At 72.4% G+C, this 17,819-nt stretch carries 15 protein-coding genes; 4 read left to right on the top strand and 11 right to left on the bottom strand.

The genetic code is table 11. The annotated features are described in order from the left end of the window. Positions 1–178: 178 nt before the first annotated feature. Positions 179–745, bottom strand: coding sequence for a TetR/AcrR family transcriptional regulator (locus CWOE_RS02735; RefSeq protein WP_012932034.1), 567 nt, complete (start codon positions 743–745; stop codon positions 179–181). A 59-nt stretch (positions 746–804) separates the two neighbouring features. On the opposite strand from CWOE_RS02735, the gene CWOE_RS02730 reads away from it, so the two are divergent. Together CWOE_RS02730 and CWOE_RS02725 are read left to right on the top strand one after the other, a co-directional pair. After that, positions 805–1,953 (top strand): acyl-CoA dehydrogenase family protein, encoded by a 1,149-nt coding sequence (locus CWOE_RS02730; RefSeq protein ID WP_012932033.1) that lies wholly within the window; start codon positions 805–807, stop codon positions 1,951–1,953. Positions 1,954–1,972: 19 nt separating this feature from the next. After that, positions 1,973–2,860: a LysR substrate-binding domain-containing protein gene (locus CWOE_RS02725; protein WP_012932032.1), complete on the top strand. Its 888-nt coding sequence runs from the start codon at positions 1,973–1,975 to the stop codon at positions 2,858–2,860. 59 nt (positions 2,861–2,919) lie between these two features. Here CWOE_RS02725 and CWOE_RS02720 read toward each other — a convergent pair whose 3' ends face one another. Genes CWOE_RS02720 through CWOE_RS02710 form a run of 3 tightly spaced genes read right to left on the bottom strand, consistent with a single transcriptional unit; the run spans position 2,920 to position 5,249 of the window. Continuing rightward, positions 2,920–3,678: a helix-turn-helix domain-containing protein gene (locus CWOE_RS02720; protein WP_012932031.1), complete on the bottom strand. Its 759-nt coding sequence runs from the start codon at positions 3,676–3,678 to the stop codon at positions 2,920–2,922. Between the two features lie 15 nt (positions 3,679–3,693). Then, a complete protein-coding gene (locus tag CWOE_RS02715) occupies positions 3,694–4,455 on the bottom strand; it encodes an ABC transporter permease (RefSeq protein WP_012932030.1) in 762 nt (253 codons plus the stop codon). After that, positions 4,452–5,249, bottom strand: coding sequence for an ABC transporter ATP-binding protein (locus tag CWOE_RS02710; RefSeq protein ID WP_012932029.1), 798 nt, complete (start codon positions 5,247–5,249; stop codon positions 4,452–4,454). Before CWOE_RS02710 ends, CWOE_RS02715 begins: the two co-directional genes overlap by 4 nt. 86 nt (positions 5,250–5,335) lie before the next feature. On the opposite strand from CWOE_RS02710, the gene CWOE_RS02705 reads away from it, so the two are divergent. Further along, entirely contained in the window at positions 5,336–8,521 is a 3,186-nt protein-coding gene (locus CWOE_RS02705; protein ID WP_012932028.1) for a choice-of-anchor Q domain-containing protein, read from the top strand. A 21-nt stretch (positions 8,522–8,542) separates the two neighbouring features. Here CWOE_RS02705 and CWOE_RS02700 read toward each other — a convergent pair whose 3' ends face one another. Next, on the bottom strand, positions 8,543–9,544 hold the full coding sequence (locus tag CWOE_RS02700) for a hypothetical protein (RefSeq protein ID WP_012932027.1): 1,002 nt from the start codon (positions 9,542–9,544) through the stop codon (positions 8,543–8,545). Further along, positions 9,537–10,436, bottom strand: coding sequence for a fumarylacetoacetate hydrolase family protein (locus CWOE_RS02695; protein WP_012932026.1), 900 nt, complete (start codon positions 10,434–10,436; stop codon positions 9,537–9,539). The genes CWOE_RS02700 and CWOE_RS02695 overlap by 8 nt, the downstream gene beginning before the upstream one ends. A gap of 139 nt (positions 10,437–10,575) precedes the next feature. On the opposite strand from CWOE_RS02695, the gene CWOE_RS02690 reads away from it, so the two are divergent. Then, entirely contained in the window at positions 10,576–11,502 is a 927-nt protein-coding gene (locus CWOE_RS02690; RefSeq protein ID WP_012932025.1) for a C-terminal binding protein, read from the top strand. 6 nt (positions 11,503–11,508) lie between these two features. Here CWOE_RS02690 and CWOE_RS02685 read toward each other — a convergent pair whose 3' ends face one another. The 5 genes from CWOE_RS02685 to CWOE_RS30075 are packed head-to-tail and all read right to left on the bottom strand — an operon-like array spanning position 11,509 to position 17,749. Beyond that, complete coding sequence (locus CWOE_RS02685; protein ID WP_012932024.1) at positions 11,509–12,675, bottom strand: NAD(P)/FAD-dependent oxidoreductase; 1,167 nt, start codon at positions 12,673–12,675, stop codon at positions 11,509–11,511. Further along, positions 12,672–14,258, bottom strand: a complete 1,587-nt coding sequence (locus CWOE_RS02680; protein WP_012932023.1) for an aldehyde dehydrogenase family protein — start codon at positions 14,256–14,258, stop codon at positions 12,672–12,674. Before CWOE_RS02680 ends, CWOE_RS02685 begins: the two co-directional genes overlap by 4 nt. Positions 14,259–14,289: 31 nt before the next feature. Continuing rightward, positions 14,290–15,186, bottom strand: a complete 897-nt coding sequence (locus CWOE_RS02675; RefSeq protein WP_012932022.1) for a haloalkane dehalogenase — start codon at positions 15,184–15,186, stop codon at positions 14,290–14,292. Further along, positions 15,183–16,712 (bottom strand): ABC transporter ATP-binding protein, encoded by a 1,530-nt coding sequence (locus CWOE_RS02670; protein WP_012932021.1) that lies wholly within the window; start codon positions 16,710–16,712, stop codon positions 15,183–15,185. The genes CWOE_RS02675 and CWOE_RS02670 overlap by 4 nt, the downstream gene beginning before the upstream one ends. Further along, positions 16,709–17,749: an LLM class flavin-dependent oxidoreductase gene (locus CWOE_RS30075; protein WP_012932020.1), complete on the bottom strand. Its 1,041-nt coding sequence runs from the start codon at positions 17,747–17,749 to the stop codon at positions 16,709–16,711. Before CWOE_RS30075 ends, CWOE_RS02670 begins: the two co-directional genes overlap by 4 nt. Positions 17,750–17,819: the final 70 nt, after the last annotated feature.

Genomic DNA, 17,819 nt, shown 5'->3' with positions numbered 1-17,819 from the left:
GGGATTTCAGACTCCTCGTGACAACGACATTCGAACGTCCTTACTGGGCTTCGGCGCACGGATCCTACGGGCGTCCGCCGGGCGCGGCCACCCCAGAAGAAGAAGCGAGACGAAAGGAAACCAGCCTGTCGCCGTCAAGGGCGTCGGTTGCGACGGCGTCTCAGCTCCGACCTGCGGCTCAGCTGCGGATTCCCTCGACGACGAGCGCGGCCAGCTCGTCGTACGCCTCGGCGTCGCCGACGCCGGTGTTGGCGCGGACCTCGCCGCGCTGGATGCGCTCCATCGTCGCCGCGATCGTGTCCGCGACGAACGTCGCGTGCACGTCGCGGAAGGTGCCGGCGGCGACGCCGTCGGCGATCAGCTGGCGCACGCGCTCAGCCGCGATCTCGGTGTTCCGGCGGTAGACGTCGCGTGCGGCCGGGTGCGCGAGCAGGTCGCTCATGAACTGCTCCGAGGCCGGCCGCAGCGCGTCGGCGACGGCGCGCAGGTAGGCGGGGATGCGCGCGGCCGGATCCGGCTCGGCTGCGGTCCGCTCTTCCACGTGCACCGTCGCGGTGCGGAAGAAGCTGCGGACGGCGACGACGACGAGCTGCTCCTTGCTCGGCCCGAGCGCGTACAGCGTCGACTTCGAGCAGTGCAGCCGCGCGGCGAGATCGGCCAGTGTGAGATCGCGGATGCCTTCGCTCAGGAACAGCTCGACGAGCTGCCCGAGCAGTTGCTCGTGGCGTGATGGGACCGTGGCCATCCCGTGAGTCTAGTGCTGCTTGGAGTACCGTGGGATGTCCCCTGGTACTCTCACGCCCCATGCCAGCCGAACGTCTCCTGCCCACCCCCGAGGCCGAGCAGATCGTCGCGCTCGCCCGCGACGTGGCCGCCGGCGAGCTTGCACCGCGTGCTGCGCGCGCGGAGGCGGAGAGCGCCTTCCCGCGCGACGTGTTCGCCCAGCTCGGCGAGCTCGGCCTGCTCGCGATGCCCTACCCCGAGCGTTGGGGCGGCGCCGGCCTGCCGTACGAGATCTACCTCCAGGCGCTGGAGGAGATCGGCGGCGCGTGGGCCAGCGTCGGCGTCGGCGTGTCCGTGCACGTCATGTCCTGCTGGCCGCTCGCGACGTTCGGCGGCGACGAGCAGCGCGAGCGCTGGCTGCCCGACCTGCTCGGCGGCACGCTCCTCGGCGGCTACTGCCTGTCGGAGGCCGACGCCGGCTCCGACCCCGGCGCGATGCGCGCCCGCGCGAAACGAGACGGGGACGGCTTCCGCGTCACCGGGTCGAAGGCGTGGGTGACCCACGGCGGCGAAGCCGACTTCTACACGCTGTTCGCGCGCACCGGCGAGGGCTCGCGGGGGATCTCGTGCTTCCTGGCGCCCGGCCAGGCCGGCGGGCTGACCTCGCAGAGCCCCGAGCGCAAGATGGGCCTCACCGGCTCGACCACCGCGACGGTCGACTTCGACGACGTCGCGCTCGAGCGCGACCGCCTCGTCGGCGCCGAGGGCGAGGGGCTGGCGATCGCGCTGCAGGCGCTCGACTCCGGTCGCCTCGGGATCGCGGCCGTCGCCGTCGGCCTCGCGCAGGCGGCGCTCGACCACGCGGTCGACCATGCGCGGCAGCGCCAGACGTTCGGCAAGCCGATCATCGAGCACCAGGGCCTCGGGTTCCTGCTCGCCGACATGGCGGCCGCGGTCGAGTCCGCGCGCGCCACGATGCTCGAAGCCGCGCGCCGGCGCGACCGCGGCCTGCCCTTCAGCCGTCACGCGGCGATCGCCAAGCTCGTCGCGACCGACGCCGCGATGCAAGTCTCCACCGACGCCGTCCAGGTCCTCGGCGGCGCCGGCTACACGCAGGACTTCCCCGTCGAGCGCATGATGCGCGAGGCGAAGGTGATGCAGATCTTCGAGGGCACGAACCAGATCCAGCGCATGGTGATCGCACGTCACCTCGCGCGCCTGACAACCTGACGAGTCATACGATGGAGATATGGATGTCGAGCTGCGCCACCTGCGCTACTTCGTCGCGGTCGCCGAGGAGCTCAGCTTCACGCGCGCGGCCGAGCGATTGCACATCGCGCAGCCGCCGCTGTCGACGCAGATCCGCCGGCTGGAGGAAGCGCTCGGCGTCGAGCTGTTCGACCGCTCGCGCCGCGCGATCGCGCTGACCGACGCCGGCGCGGTGCTGCTGGAGCAGACGCGGCCGCTGCTCGTGCAGACCGCGCAGGCGCTCGACGCGGCGCGGCGCGCGGGGACCGGCGAGGTCGGCCGCCTCACCGTCGGCTTCGTCCCCTCGGCCTCGAACGCGACGCTGCCCGACGTGCTGCGCGCGTTCCGCACGCGCTACCCCGGCGTCGAGCTGTTCCTGCGCGAGATGGCGCCCGACGACCTCGTCGCTGCGCTGCACGCGGGCAGCGCCGACGTCTGCTTCCTCTACCTCCCGTTCGCCGACGCGCGGCTCGCCGCGCGCACCGTCGCGCGCGAGCCGCTGATCGCCGCGCTGCCGGCCGACCATCGCCTCAGCCGCCGCCGCAGCAGGCTGCGAATGCGCGACCTGCGCGACGAGCCGTTCGTGCTGCCCGCCCGCCACCACATGCCGGGTCTCCACGCGCGCGTGCTCGACGCCTGCCGCACCGCCGGCTTCGAACCGAACGCCGTGCAGGAAGACGTCTGGCTGATGCAGACCGCGCTCGGACTCGTCGCGGCCGGGATCGGGATCGCGCTCGTGCCCGGCTCGACCGAGCAACTCGGCCGCGCCGGCGTCCGCTTCCGCCCCGTCCGCGACGCCGGCGAACCGGTCGAGCTGGGCGCCTTCTGGCGCGCGGAGGACCGCTCCGCACCGCTCGCGAACTTCCTCGCGACGCTCGGCGAGGGCTGACCTTCGCCGGCGCGACGACGCCGTCAGTCTTCGGCGTCGCACGCCGGAAGCCGGACGGGCTACTGCACGCGCTCGATCAGGGTCCAGCCCTTCCAGCCCCGCTCCTCCAGCAGCTCGATCACTCGCCCCGCTGCCGGGGTGGACTCGACCACCGTGGCGTCCATCAGGTCCACGAAGGGCTGGTCGAGCTCGTCCATGCCCACCTCACCGGCCTCGAAGGCCCGCAGCATCAGCCGCTCCAAGACGTCGACGATCTCGACTACCCGTGGATCGTCGGCCGACCAGCCGATCGCCTCGTTGAGCAGCAGGTAGAGCCGCACCATGTCGGGATCGTCCAGCTCCTCGTGCTTCTTCGCGATCACGGCGTCGATCTGGTCCGGCAGGCGGGCGGCGACCATGATCCAGGCGTCCCGTTCGAGCTCGATGTACCGCTCCGCGACTCCCAGATCGCGCAGCCGGTCCAGATAGCCCACGACGCTCTGCGGGAGCGCCAGGCTGTCCCCCGCCGCGAGCCCGGCGATCCGTCTGCGGTGCTCCTGCAGACGCCGGATCTCGGCGCGCAGCTCCCTGTCGATCTGCTCGACGCGGCGGGCGAACTCCTCCGGGACCGCGTCGAGCAGCTCCTCCACCCTGGCCAGCGGCACCCCGGCCTCGGCCAGGGTGCGGATCCGGATCAGCCGCACGACCGCGGCGGCGTCATACATCCGGTAGCCGGAGCGGTTCCGCTCCGGCTCCGGCAGCAGCCCGATCTGGTGGTAGTGGCGCACCGCCCGCACGGTCGTCCCGCCGTACCGCGCCAGCTGGCTGATCGTCAGCATGCGGCCCAGTCTCCCCTAGGTGATCTTCCGGCGGTAGGCGGCCATCGCGAAGGTGTACGCCACGGCCAGGATGCCGACGCACCAGGCGAGGGCGATCCAGATGTCGTCGCCGACCGGCTGCTCCAGGAACAGGTCGCGGATGACGTTGACGATCGACGTCACCGGCTGGTTCTCGGCGAACCACGCGACCGCGGCGGGCATGCTGTCGGTCGGCACGAACGCCGAGCTGACGAACGGCAGGAAGATCAGCGGGTAGGAGAACGCGCTCGCACCGTCCACGGTCTTCGCGGTGAGACCGGCGATCACGGCGAGCCACGTCAGCGCCACGGTGAACAGGATCAGGATGCTGGCGATCGCGATCCACGCCAGCGGTCCAGCCCCCGTGCGAAACCCCATCACGAACGCGGCGGCGACGACGATCACGAGTGAGACCAGATTGGCGACGAGCGAGGTCAGCACGTGCGCCCACGGCACGCTCGAGCGGGCGATCGGCATCGACTGGAAGCGCTCGAAGATCCCGCTCTGCATGTCCAGGAACAAGCGATATGCGGTGTACGAGATCCCCGAGGCGATGGTGATCAGCAGGATGCCGGGCAGCATGTAGTCGATGTACGAGTCCGTGCCGGTCTCGATCGCGCCGCCGAAGACGTACACGAACATCAGCATGAACGCGATCGGCATGACCGCGGTCGTGATGATCGTGTCGGGACTGCGCAGGATGTGGCGCAGGGACCGGCCCAGCAGGGCGGCGCTGTCGCCGACGAAGTGCTTGGTCATCGTCCGCTCCCGACGAGGCTCAGGAAGACGTCCTCCAGCGTGGGCTGCTTCTCGACGTACTCGACCTCGGCCTGGGGAAGGAGCTGCTTGAGCTCGGCGAGCGTGCCGTTCACGAGGACCCGGCCCTCGTGGAGGATCGCGATCCGGTCGGCGAGCTGCTCTGCCTCGTCGAGGTACTGGGTCGTCAGCAGCACGGTGGTGCCGCCCTCGGCGAGCTCCTTGACGGTCTGCCACACCTCGATCCGCGCCTCCGGGTCGAGACCGGTGGTCGGCTCGTCGAGGAAGATCACCGGTGGGTCGCCGATCAGGCTCATCGCGATGTCGAGCCGCCGGCGCATGCCGCCGGAGTACGTCGACGCCTTGCGCCCGCCCGCATCGGTCAGCGAGAAGCGGGCGAGCAGCTCGTCGGCGATCAGGCCCGGGTCCTTCAGGTGCCGCAGCCGGGCCATCAGCACGAGGTTCTCCCGCCCGGTGAGGATCTCGTCGACCGCCGCGAACTGCCCGGTGAGGCTGATCGACTCGCGGACCTCCGCGCCCGCGGTCGCGACGTCGCAGCCGTTGACCTCGGCGGTGCCGGCGTTGGCCTTGAGCAGCGTCGACAGGATCTTGACCACCGTCGTCTTGCCGGCACCGTTGGAGCCCAGCAGCGCGAAGATGCTGCCCCGCTCCACGGCGAAGTCGACGCCCCGCAGCACCCTCAGGTCTCTGTACGCCTTCTCCAGCCCCTGCACGCGGATCGCCGGGCCGCTCGCGGCGGTGCCGGCGCCGGCTCCGGCGTTCGTTCGATGTTCCATCGCATGAGTCTGCGGGGTTGACGCTGCGTCAATGTCAAGGCCCACGGTTGGCGCCTTCGCGCCTCATCTGCGTCAGGATGCCGCGCATGACGACGAAGCGTTGGTGCGCCATCCTCGCCGCAGCTGCCGCCGCGGCCGCAACAGCGGCGCTGCCAGCGACGGCCGGCGCCGTCACCTACACGGTGACGAGACTGCTTGACACCCCCGACGGCCAGGCGTGCGCGGGCACGAGCGACTGCTCGCTGCGCCAGGCGGTCACCTCGGCCAATCTGAACCCCGGGAGAGACCGCATCGAGCTCAGCTCGAGAGGCAGCTCGCTCCAGCGAACGCTGCAGATCAGCGATCCGCTCACGATCGCCGGCAACCCGAGAGGCCTGGCGACGGCGGACGTGACCGGAAGCCAACCGCTCCGATTGCTGTCGATCGTCTCCGGCGCTGGCTCCGTGACCTTCTCCGACTTGCATTTCTCGGGCGGCGCCCCGCCACTGTCGGATCCGACCGGCGGCGCGATCCACGCGACGGGCGCCGACGTCACCATCGTCCGCTCGACGTTCTACGGCAACAGCTCCTCCGGCGAAGGGATCCTTCCCGTTCGCGGCGGCGCGATCGCTTTCAGCGGCGCCAGAACGCTGACGATCGAGGACAGCCGGTTCCAGCGCAACGGCGGCCCCGGGCCGACGGGCTCAGAGCTGCGCGGCGGCGCGATCTACGTCTCCGGCGGCGCCACGCTGCTCGTCAGCGGCAGCAGATTCGACGACAACGGTCCCTGGGGCGCCGGCACCCACTCGCGCGGCGGGGCGATCGCCGCGGAGTACGCCGACGTCACGATCTCCGACAGCCGTCTGACCGAGAACGAGGTCGGGGGCGCCTCGTCCTACGGCGGCGCGATCTCCGTCCACGGCGGCAGACTGACGCTCGTCGGCTCGACGCTCGACGCCAACGACGCGTTCTCGACCGGCGTCGCACACGGCGGTGCGATCTCGGCGACCGGCGGCGCGAGCGCATCGATCGTCAACTCGACGTTCGACAGCAACTCCGCCCGCGGCAACGGGAACGACGTGCCGAGCGCGCTCGGCGGCGCGCTGTATCTCACCGGCGCGACGACGATCCGCTCCTCCACCTTCGTGCGCAACCTGGCAGTCGGTTCCGCCGCCGGCACCACGATCTCGGGGCCGATCGCGGGCCCAGCCCCGGCCGTCTCGCTCGAGAGTTCGATCGTCGCCGGCGGGGCCGCCCACAGCTGTGAGCACGTCGCGCTGCTCGACGACGGCGCCAACGTCGTCGACAGTCCGAGCTGCGCGAGCAGCGCGACGACGAGCAGAGTCGTCGACGACATCGCGGTCCGTCCGCTCGCCGACAACGGCGGCCCGCAGCCGACCGCGGCGCCCGCCGGGTCCAGCCCCGCGATCGACACCGTCCCCGGTCCGTGCGCCGTCCCGGTCGACCAGCGCGGGATCGCGCGGCCGCAGGGCCCCGGCTGCGACGCCGGTGCGTTCGAGCTGGTTCCACCGCCCCCGCCGGACACGACGATCACGAGCGGTCCGCCGGCGCTGGCGAACAGCCGGACGGCGACGTTCTCCCTTGTCGGCACGCCGGGGACCTCGAGACTCGAGTGCCGCCTCGACGACGGCCCCTCCAGAGTCTGCGGCACGGAGCTGGTCGTCGACCAGCTCGAAGAGGGCCCGCACAGGCTGTGGGTCCGCGCGCACAGCAGCGGTCCTCCGCAGGTCGACGCGACGCCGGCCGTTCACGAGTGGATCGTCGATACGGTGGCGCCGGTGAAGCCGGTGGTGTCGGCGCCGGGCAGCGGCGAGCTGCTCAGAAGCTCCACGGTGATGGTGCGCGGCAGCGCGGAGCCGGGCACGCGCGTGACGGTCCTCGTCGATGACGTCCCGGACGCCGCCTCGACCACGACCGCCGGCAACGACGGCATCTACCTCGCGACGGTCGCGCTCTCTGACGGCAGCCACCAGCTGAGCGTGCGCGCCACCGACGGCGCCGGCAACATCAGCCCCGAGACAGCACCACGCACCGTGACCATCGACACAACCGCGCCGACGGCACCACAACGGACGACCGGCCCACCACCGAGAACACACGCCCACGAAACAACGATCACGTTCACCGGCGAGACAGACGCGACCTTCTCCTGCGCGCTCGACGACGGCGCCTGGACCACCTGCACCAGCCCGGTCGAGCTGTCCGGACTCGCGGTCGGCACACACCAGCTGCTGATCAGACAACACGACACCGCCGGCTGGGACTCACCCGTGACAGAGATCACCTGGCACGTCCTCGCCGACCTCACCACGCCAACCTTCACCAGCACCCCAGCAGCCATCTCCGCAAACGCCACCTACGCCTTCGACCGCGCCGACGGCACCGCCTTCTCCTGCCGCATCGACCACGGCAGCTGGAGCGACTGCACCAGCCCCCTGACACTCTTCGGACTCACCCAAGGAAGACATGTGCTCGCCGTCCGCACACGCGACGACGACGGCGGAACGTCACCGGCGATCGAGCATGCGTTCACGTACGACACCGTCGCGCCGTCGGCACCCACGATCGTCTCCGCACCGCCCGCGGAGACAACCGCAACCACCGTCACCGTCACCTTCTCCGGCGAGGCGGGCGGACGCTTCGCCTGCGCGCTCGACGGCGGCGGCTGGAACGCCTGCGCCAGCCCGACGCGCCTCGACGGGCTCGCGCGCGGCAGCCACCGCCTGTTCGTGCGTCAGCTCGACGAGGCCGGCAACGCCGGCACGGTCGCCGAGGTCCTGTTCGCGGTCGTCGAGCCGCCGGACGGGGGCGGTTCGGGCGGCGGCGGTTCGAGCGGCGGCGGCGGTTCGAGCGGCGGCGGCGGTTCGAGCGGCGGCGGTTCGGCGCCCGGCGGCTCGCCGTCGGGCGGCTCACCGCCCGGAGGCACCGGCGGTGACCGGCCGGTGCCCGGCGGCGGCACCCAGTCCGTGCCCCGCAGAGCGACGGTCACCGCCCCCGCCAAGGCGCTCGTCCGCCGCGGCCAGGTCAAGCTCGGCTGCGCACTCGACCGCGGGAGCCTGCGCCGCTGCACGATCGACCTGTACCTCGGCAGACGGCGCGTCGGCAGCGGCACGGCGAGCTTCCGCGGCGACGTCCGCAGCGGTGCGGTGCAGGTTCGCCTCACGGCAGCCGGCCGCGCCGCCGCTGCGAGATCCGTGAGCATGATCGCGCGGCTGAGAGCGACGAGCGCCGACGGCGTCCGCCTCGCGGCAAGCCGCGCCGTTCGTTTCTGATCGCGGCCGCCCGTCGCGGGCTCAGGCAGCGGGCTGCAGGTTCGCTCCGTAGAGCCCCGGCGGCAGGCCGGCGATCAGCGTCGCGACGTGCGCGGCTCGCGCGACCGTGGCCGGATACGCGTCGCGATCGTGCGTCCCCGCCACGTGCGCGGTCACGATGCGCCCCGCCGCGTCGGTGACGGTGACGTCGGTGCCGTCGCCGACCCCGTCCTCCTCCGCCAGCCCCAGCACCGCGACCCACTCCAGCGTCAGGCGCCGCCCGCCGGTCGCGGTGGCGGTCGCCCGTTGGATGAACCCGCAGTGCTCGCCGCGTTCGATCCGGCGGCCGTGGACCTCACGGGCGCTCCCGGCGACGACGTCCTCGACGTCGATCGTCATCTCCGCGATCTCGACGCCGACGCTCTCGGCGAGCAGCGCGAGCGACTCGTCGAGCGACAGCAGGTCGTTGACGGCGTGCGTCGCCGGCCCGTCGCCGAACCCGATCTTCGCGCGCATCGTGCTGCCCCAGTGCTTCATGTCGGTCGTGCGCCGCGCGTGGACGCTGGCGGGCGCCCGCACCAGCGAGGAGACGATCCATGGCAGCACGTCGAGCAGGAACCCGGGGTTGACGCCGGTGCCCGTCAGCCGCGCTCCCGAGGCGACGGCCGACGCGGCCAGCTCCGCGCACGTCGCGTCGCCGAACGCCGTCCGCGGGTGGAAGCCCCCGGAGACCGACACGACGTCGATGCCGCTTCCGGCAGCGTCGCCGAAGAAGTCGGCGAGCTCGTCGCGCGAGGCCGCGCCGCAGTGGAGGATCACGTCGACCTCGCCGCCGACGTCGCGCGGCTTGAGCCCGTGGACGGCCGTATGGCCGGTCTCGCCGACGCCCGCGAGCACGCCCGCGTCGACACCGTCCTTCGCGGGATCGGTGGTCCCGACCGCGCGCAGGTCGAGCATCTCGTCGTCGAGCAGCATGCGGATCGCATGCTGGCCCGCGCGGCCGGTGCCGAACACCGCCACCGCCCGCGGCGGCCGCCTAGGCATGCGCCAGCTCCGGCCGCGCTCCGATGCGGTTCCTGGTGGCCCCGAGCCCGTCGATCGACACCTCGACCACGTCGCCGGGTCCGAGGAAGCGCTTCGGCTCCTGGCCCATGCCGACGCCGCTCGGGGTGCCGGTCGCGACGATGTCGCCCGGGCTGAGCGTCATCACGCTCGACAGGTACTCGAGGATCTCCCCCAGGCCGAAGATCATCTCGGCCGTCGACGCGTCCTGCATCCGCTCTCCGTTCACCATCGTCGTCAGTTGCAGCGCCGCGGGGTCGGAGACCTCGTCCGCGGTCACGAGCTCCGGCCCACACGGAGCGAAGCCGTCCAGCGCCTTGCCGGCCGTCCACTGCGAGGCGCTGCGCTGGAGGTCGCGCGCGGACAGGTCGTTGAAGACCATGTACCCGGCGACGGCGTCCATCGCGTCGCGCGCCGTTGCGCGCTTCAGGCTCCTCCCGATCACGAGCGCAAGCTCGCCCTCGTAGTCGATCTCGTCGCTGACGCCCGGATGGGGGATCTCGTCGTGCGCGCCCCGCAGGCCGTTGCGGAACTTCGCGAACACCACCGGGACCGTCGGCTCCGCCCGCTGCGTCTCGGCGACATGGTCGCGGTAGTTGTGGCCGATGCAGAGGATCTTCTCGGGCCGCGGGACCGGGGGTCCCAGGCAGACGTCGCCGGCCAGTGCGGCGCCCTCGTCGCGCAGGGCGTGGGCCGCGCTCACGACGCGTTCGCGGCCGGCCGGGTCGGCTGCGAGCACGTGCATCGCGTCGCGCCAGCGCGCGGCGTCGGCAACACCCGCCCGCTCGGCCGCGGCCGCGGCGTCGACGAGGGACGAGTCGGCTCGCAGCGCCGCGCGCCGCATGCCGGGGGGACCGTAGGTGGCAAGTCGCATTGCGGTGAAGCTATCGCCGCCGGAACGCGTTCGCGATGCTGCGAGGACCCAAGGCGCCCCGGTCGTTTGGGCTCGCGCGACCATTGCGGGCAGCGGCGAGGCGCGGCACGGTCGGCGGATGGACAGCACAGAATCCCCCATGGTCCTGGTGACCCCCCACAAGTTCGAGGACCTCTCGGTCGAGCACGAGGTCCTCGCGCCGACGGGCGCCCGGATCGTCGAAGCCGGCTCCCCGGCCGAGTTCCGGCAACGCGCGCCGGAGGCCGACGTCCTGCTCGTGAACGCGGTCGCTCCGATCGACAGCGCCCTGATCGCGACGCTGACGCGCTGCAAGGCGATCGTCCGGTACGGCGCCGGCGTCGACAACGTCGACGTCGCAAGCGCCGCGGCGGCAGGGATCCAGGTGGCCAACGTCCTCGACGCGAGCGTCGAGGAGGTCGCCAACCACGCGCTGGCCCTGGCTCTGGCGCTGCTGCGGCGCCTTCGCCCAGTCCACGACGCGACCGCCCGCGGGGAGTGGCCGACCGCGGCGGTCCACGGCACCCGCCGTCTCTCGGCGCTCACGTGCGGCGTCGTCGGCGTGGGCCGGATCGGCACGGCGACCGCCGCGCGGTTCGAGGCGCTCGGCCTCCGCGTCGTCGCGAGCGACCCGGTCGTGACCGACGCGCCGTGGCCGCTGCTCCCGCTCGCCGACCTGCTCGCGCAGGCGGACGTCGTCTCGCTCCACCTGCCGCTCACCGACGGCACCCGGCACCTGCTCGGCGCCGCCGAGCTGGAGGCGATGCGGCCCGGCGCGATCCTCGTGAACGTCTCGCGCGGCGGCCTCGTCGACGAAGCGGCGCTGGCACGTCAGCTGCAGCGCGGTGCGCTCGGGGGCGCGGGCCTCGACGTGTTCGAGGACGAGCCGATCCCGGCGACGCACCCGCTCTGCTCGTCGCCGGGCGCGCTGCTCACACCCCACATCGCGTGGTACACCGAGGAGGCGGCGCGCGACGTGCAGCGCAAGGCCGCGCAGGAGGCGGCCCGCGTGCTCACGGGCCGGCCGCTCCTCAGCCCGGTGACCTGACGCGACCTACGCCGCCGGCTCCTCCGCGAAACGGCCGGGTGAGAGCCGGCCGGCGTCGCTCACGGTGGTGCACTCGCCGGTCACCGCCAGCTCGGCCACCATCATCGCGACCGCGGGCGCGAGCATGATGCCGACGCCGCCGAGGCCCGCGGCGACGACGACCTGCGGAGCCTCGTGGTGGAGCCCGACGATCGCCTGGCCGTCGGGGCTCGTCGGGTACAGGCCCGTCCATCCCTGTCTCAGCCCGAGCTCGGGCAGCGAGGCGAAGCGCTCGAGCAGACGCGACGCGACGTCGATGACGAACTCGTCGTCGACCGTCTTCACGTAGCGGTCCGGATCTCTGACCGGCGGCTCCAGCGGCTCGTTGGAATGCAGACCCGCGAGGAACTGTCCGTGGCCCTCGTCGCGCAGCCACAGCCCCGGCTCGGGATCGCCCACGACGTAGTCCATCACGAACGGCATCGCGTGACCGAGCGGCGCGGGGAACTTCCCCAGGCAGACCTGCTCGCGGATCGGCACCGACGGCACGGGCGCGCCGAGCATCGCGCCGACCTCGTCGGCCCACGCCCCGGCGGCGTTGACGACGACGTCGGCCTCCACCTCCGCTCTGTCGGTGAGCAGGCGGTAGGGCGCGCCGCCGCCTCCCTCCGCCGCCCGCAGACCGGACCGCTGGAGGATGCGGACGCCCAGCTCAGCCGCCTGCTCGGCGTACGCCTGGCACAGCGCGTGACCGTCCAGGTACCCGTCGGTCGGGCTGTACAGCGCTCCGTGCAGGTCGCCGGTCTCCATGCTGGGAACGACGGACGAGATCTCGTCCGCGCTCAGCACCCGCGCATCCGCGACGCCCAGCTCGTGCAGGAGCGGGATGCTCTCGGCGAACCGCTCCACCGTCGCCTGATCGCGGCCCAGCCGCATGTAGCCGATGCGGCTGAACGTGACGCTGCCCTGGCGCTCCAGCTCCTCCATGCGGCGATAGCCGATCGCCCGCAGCTCGATGTCGAGCGGATCGGAGTACATCCGCGTGAAGACGCCGGTCGACAGCCCGGAGGACTGGCCGATCAGCAGGTCGCGCTCGAGGATGGTGGTCTCGCAGCCGCGCCGGCGCAGCTCGACGGCGGCGCTCAGCCCCGCCACGCCGCCGCCCACGATCGCGACCCGGGGGAGATCGCTCATCGGCCCGAGCCCGCCGCGTCGCGCATCGAGGGGTAGGTCGTGCGACTCTGCTCCCGCATGAACTGGGTCAGGTAGAGCGGCCCGAAGCCGCCGTTGCCGGTCGTGCCGGTGGCCTTCCAACCCGCCATCGTCTGGTTGCCCGGCCAGATGCCCGTCGTCGACCCGCCCGGGTTGTTGACGAACACGATGCCGGACTCGATCTCGTCGAGGTAGCGGCGCTGCTCGTCCGGATCCTCGCTGTAGATGCCCGACGACAGGCCGTAGATGACGTTGTTGGCCTCGGTGATCGCGGCGTCGAAGTCGTCGACGGTCGTGACCGTGAGCACCGGCAGGAACAGCTCGTCGCGCGTGAGGCGGTGGCCGATCGGCAGGCCGTCGACGACGGTCAGGTCCGCGAAGTAGCCCGCGGCAGGGTCGCTTGCCGACCCGCCCACGGCCACGGTCCCGCCGTCTCGCGCCACCTCGCTCATGACGTCGGCGAAGCGCTCGTGCGAGGCGCGCTTGACCAGCGGCCCGGCCATCACGCCGGGATCGATCGGATCGCCGACCTTGAGCGTCGCGACGTAGTCGGTGAGGTGCGCCAGGAACTCGTCGTGGACGTCGGCGGTCACGATCGCGCGCGAACACGACACGCACTTCTGACCGGTCATGCCGTATGCGGCGCGAGCGGTGGCCTGGGCCGCGGCGGCGAGGCTGCCGGCGGACCCGGTGACGATGACCGGGTTCTTGCCGCCCATCTCCGCGATCAGCGGCCGCACGTGCGGAGGCTCTGACAACCGCTCGGCGAGCGCGAGCCCGACCGCGGCGGAGCCGGTGAACGCGATGCCGTCGACCGCGCTCTCGCCGAGCGCCCGCCCGGTCTCGGCGTCGCCGTGGACGAGCTGCAGGACTCCCCTCGGCAGCAGGCCGTCGAACAGCTCGAACCACGCCTGGCCGGTCGCCGGCGTCAGGGCGGACGGCTTGTACACGACCGCGTTGCCGGTCAGCAGCGCCGCCCCGGCCATCGCGGTCGCGATCGCCAGCGGGAAGTTGAACGGCGGGATCACGCCGAAGACCCCGTAGGGCCGCTTCAGCAGGTACGCGTCCGCACCGGCCATCGGCGCCTTCATCCCGGTGCGATACCCGTCGCTGTCGCGCAGCTGCTGCAGGAAGAGGTCGATGATCACGCCGCACTCGTCGATCTCGGTGAGCGTGTCGGCCCGCGTCTTGCCGACCTCGTGCGTCATCAGCGCGGCCAGTTCGATGCGCCGCTCCACGAACCGCCGCGACACCTCCTCCATCACCGCGCAGCGCTCCTCCAGCGGGGTCCGGCGCCATGCGGCGCTCGCCTGCCGGGCGCCGTCGACGGCGTTGCGGACCAGCTCCCGCCCGCCCTCGTACGTGAGCGCGACGACCCGCGAGGGGTCGGTCGGGTCCTCGCGCGCGATCGGCGTGCCGGCCGCGAGCCGCTCGCCGTCGACGACGTGCGGGCACTCGAGCGGCCCGCCGCCGCGGAGCGCGGCGAGCGCCTGCTCGAAGCGCGCGCTCGCCTCGGAGTCGGCAAGGCCGTGCGTGTAGACCGTGTCGTACGTGATCTGCGTCATTGATGCTCCCGATCGTGGGTCGTGTTCGCGGCTACGCGGAGCGCTGTGCGCGCACGCGCTCCCACCAGTCCGCGATCGCCGCGCCGATCTCGGCGCCGGAGTCCTCCTGGATGTAGTGGATCCCGGGAACTGTGACCTCGGACTGGTTGGGCCAGGTGCGGCAGAACTCGCGCTGCGTGCCGATCAAGATGCCGCCCGGCTCGGCGTTGACGAAGAGCTTGGGCAGCGGCGCGGCGCTCAGCCAGTCGGCGTATCGCTGGGCGATCTCGGCGACGTCCGCCGGCTCTCCGCCGAGCGGGATCTCGCGGCCCCACGTCAACGTCGGGCGCCGGCCCTCGCCCGGCTCGGCGAACGGCCGGCGGTACTCGCGCAGCTCGTCGTCGGTCAGGTCGCGCAGCACCGCGGCGGGGAGGCGCTGCTCGACGAACATGTTGTCGTCGAGCATCCAGCGCTCGCCCTCCTCGCCGCGCATCCGTCTGAAGGTCTCGACGCCGCGCGGCCACTCGTCCCAGGCGAGCGGCCGGACGATCGCCTCCATGTACGCGATGCCGGCGACGCGATCCGGGTGCCGGCGCGCCCAGTCGAACCCGAGCGCCGAGCCCCAGTCGTGGATGACGAGAACGACGTCGCCGTCCGGGACGACCGCGTCGAGCAGGCCGTCGAGATACCGGCGGTGCTCGACGAGCGTGTACGAGCCCGGCCCCGAGTCGGGCAGCTTGTCGGAGTCGCCCATGCCGACGAGGTCCGGCGCCACGACGCGGCCGAGCGGCTCCAGGCGCGGGATCACCTCGCGCCAGAGGAACGACGACGTCGGGTTGCCGTGGAGCAGGACGAAGGTCACCTCGCCCGCTCCCGCCTCCACCAGCGCCATGTTCAGCCCGTCGACGCGGACCTTGCGCTTGCGGTCCTTCCAGGTGGCGGGCGTCATCTGACGGCCGCTCCGCCCATGCTCAGACCGAGCTGGTCGCGATCCACGTTCTCGCGTGTGAACTCGCTCACGATTCTCCCCTCATAGAGCACAACTATCCGGTCGGAGAGCTCGAGGATCTCGTCGAGGTCCTCGGAGATCAGCAGGATGCCGATGCCGGCCTCGCGCGCCTCGAGCATCGCCTTCTTCACCTGGTGCGCCGCGCCGACGTCGAGCCCGCGCGCCGGATACGCGGCGATCAGGGCCCGCGACGAGCAGTCGATCTCCCGTCGCAGCACGAGCCGCTGCGCGTTGCCGCCCGAGAGGTTGCGGATCCGACGGTGCACGTCCCGCGTCGACAGCTGCGCGACGTCGCAGAGCTGCTCGGCGAACTTCTGCGCGGCCGAGCTGTCGACCCGCCACCCGCGGGCGACCGGTCTCGTCCGGTAGCGCTTCAGGACCGCGTTGCGCCAGATCGGGGCGCCCGGGGCGACCGCGGTGCGGTTGCGGTCCTCGGGCACGTGGCCGACGCCGGCGCCGATGAAGTCGAGCGGCCCGCCGCCGGACAGGTCGCGATCGCCGGCATGGATCGTTCCGGCCGCCGCCGGCCGCAGCCCGGTGAGCGCCTCGGCCAGCTCCCGCTGCCCGTTGCCGGCGACCCCGGCCACCCCGACGATCTCGCCGGAGCCGATCCGCAGCGACAGATCGTCCAGCGCGAGCCGGCCGTCGGCATGCGTCACCGACAGGCCCGCACAGGCAAGCTGGGGCTCGGAGGAGCCGGCCTTGAACGGAGAGCCCGTCTGCAACGGCAGGTCCTCGATGCCCGTGCCGATCATCAGCTGCGCCAGCTCGCGCTCCGCGCACTCGCCTGCCAGCCTCCGTGCGACGACGGCGCCGCGGCGCATGATCGTGACCCGGTCGGCGTGGCCGGTCACCTCGCGCAGCTTGTGCGAGATCAGGACGACCGCCTTGCCGGCGTCGGCGAACTCCCGCAGCATCGTGAAGAGCCGCTCGGACTCCTGGGGCGTGAGGACCGCCGTCGGCTCGTCGAGGATCAGGATCTCCGCCCCGCGGCCGAGGGCGCGGAGGATCTCGACGGCCTGCTGCTCGCCGACGGAGAGGTCCGCGATCCGCGCGGCCGGGTCGAGCTTCATGCCGTAGCGCTCGCCGAGCTCGACCGCGTTGGAGACCGAGTCGGACACCCGCGACGCGCGCGCGGCGCCGATCTGCAGGTTCGCGGCAACCGTGAACCGCTTCACGAGGCAGAAGTGCTGATGCACCATCCCGATCCCGTACTGCGCGGCGCGGCGGGCGGAGCGAAGCTTCACCGGCTCCCCCGCGACGACGATCTCGCCTTCGTCGGGCTCGTGCAGCCCGCCGAGAACCTTCATCAGCGTCGTCTTGCCGGCGCCGTTCTCCCCGAGCAGCGCGTGGACCTCCCCGGCGCGCAGGGCGAGGTCGACGCCGCTCAGAGCCTCGAACTGGCCGAAGCGCTTGACGATGCCGCGCATCTCCACGCGCGGCGTTGCGCCGCCGGAGTCGGTCATGACGCCGCGGACAGCAGCGGCATGACCCGCTTGGCCACCAGCTCGAGGTGCGCGAGCGCCCGCTCGTGCCCGATGTGGGGGATGCGGTACCAGAAGACGAGCTCGTGGAACGGCGCCAGCTTGCGGATCGCCAGCAGCCGCTCGGCGATCCGCTCGGGCGTGTCGATCAGCATCGACTGCCATCTCCACGCCGCCGTGTCCGCGTCGTTGTCGACGCCGACCTTCGCCGGGTCGCCGGCCCACTCGGTGTACTTGCCGAACTGGTATTCCAGCGCCTTGCGGTAGAAGAGGTTCCACTCGCGCTCGGGGTCCTCGGCGGCCCAGAGCGGGACGCAGAAGGTGAGCCGGAAGTCCTCCAGCGAGCGGCCGTGCCGCGTCATCGCCGGCTCCAGCCCCGTCCGCCAGAGCTCGGGGAACGCCTCGTCGGGCGAGAAGAAGTCGACCGGGATGACGCCGTCGGTCAGGCGCGCGGCCCGGTCGAGCACCGGCGGCGCGTGGCCGCCGAGGTAGATCGGGACCCGGTCCTGCGCCGGGCGCGGGAGCACGGGCACCGTCGACCCGTCCGGGCCGTCGGGCAGCACGCCCTCGGAGAGCCCCATGCGGAGGTGCGGGATCGCCTCCTCCATCAGCTTCCCGCGCCTGCTCATGTCGACGCCGAACAGCTCGAACTCGCGCGCGTAGCCGCCGGCGGCGACCCCGAGCGAGAGGCGTCCGCCCGTCATCAGGTCCGCGACGATCGCCTGCTCGACGACGTGCCGCCGCTGGTGCAGCAGCACGAGCAGCGCGTTCGTCAAAAAGCGGATGCGCGTCGTGGCCGTCCCGAGCCCGGCGATCAGCGTCAGCTGCGCGGGCAGGTAGCCGTCGTCCACGCCGTGCTGCTCGGTCGTGCAGAACGTGCGGAACCCGAGTGCGTCCGCGAGGCGGGCCTCGTCGAGCAGCTCGCCGTAGCGGCGCTGCCCGTCGCGCGCTCCAGGCTCAGGCCGGACGTCGGTCCAGACGCCGAGCGCGGGGTGTCTCTCGTCATTCACCGTGATCACCAGCCAAGTGTCGAGAGCCGGCGAGTGAGGGTCAATTGTGGGCAGTCCCAAACCGGACGGCGGCCATGGG

The sequence above is a fragment of the Conexibacter woesei DSM 14684 genome (genome assembly GCF_000025265.1).
Lineage (GTDB): Bacteria > Actinomycetota > Thermoleophilia > Solirubrobacterales > Solirubrobacteraceae > Conexibacter > Conexibacter woesei.
This window is presented reverse-complemented; position numbering and strand designations above follow the sequence as displayed.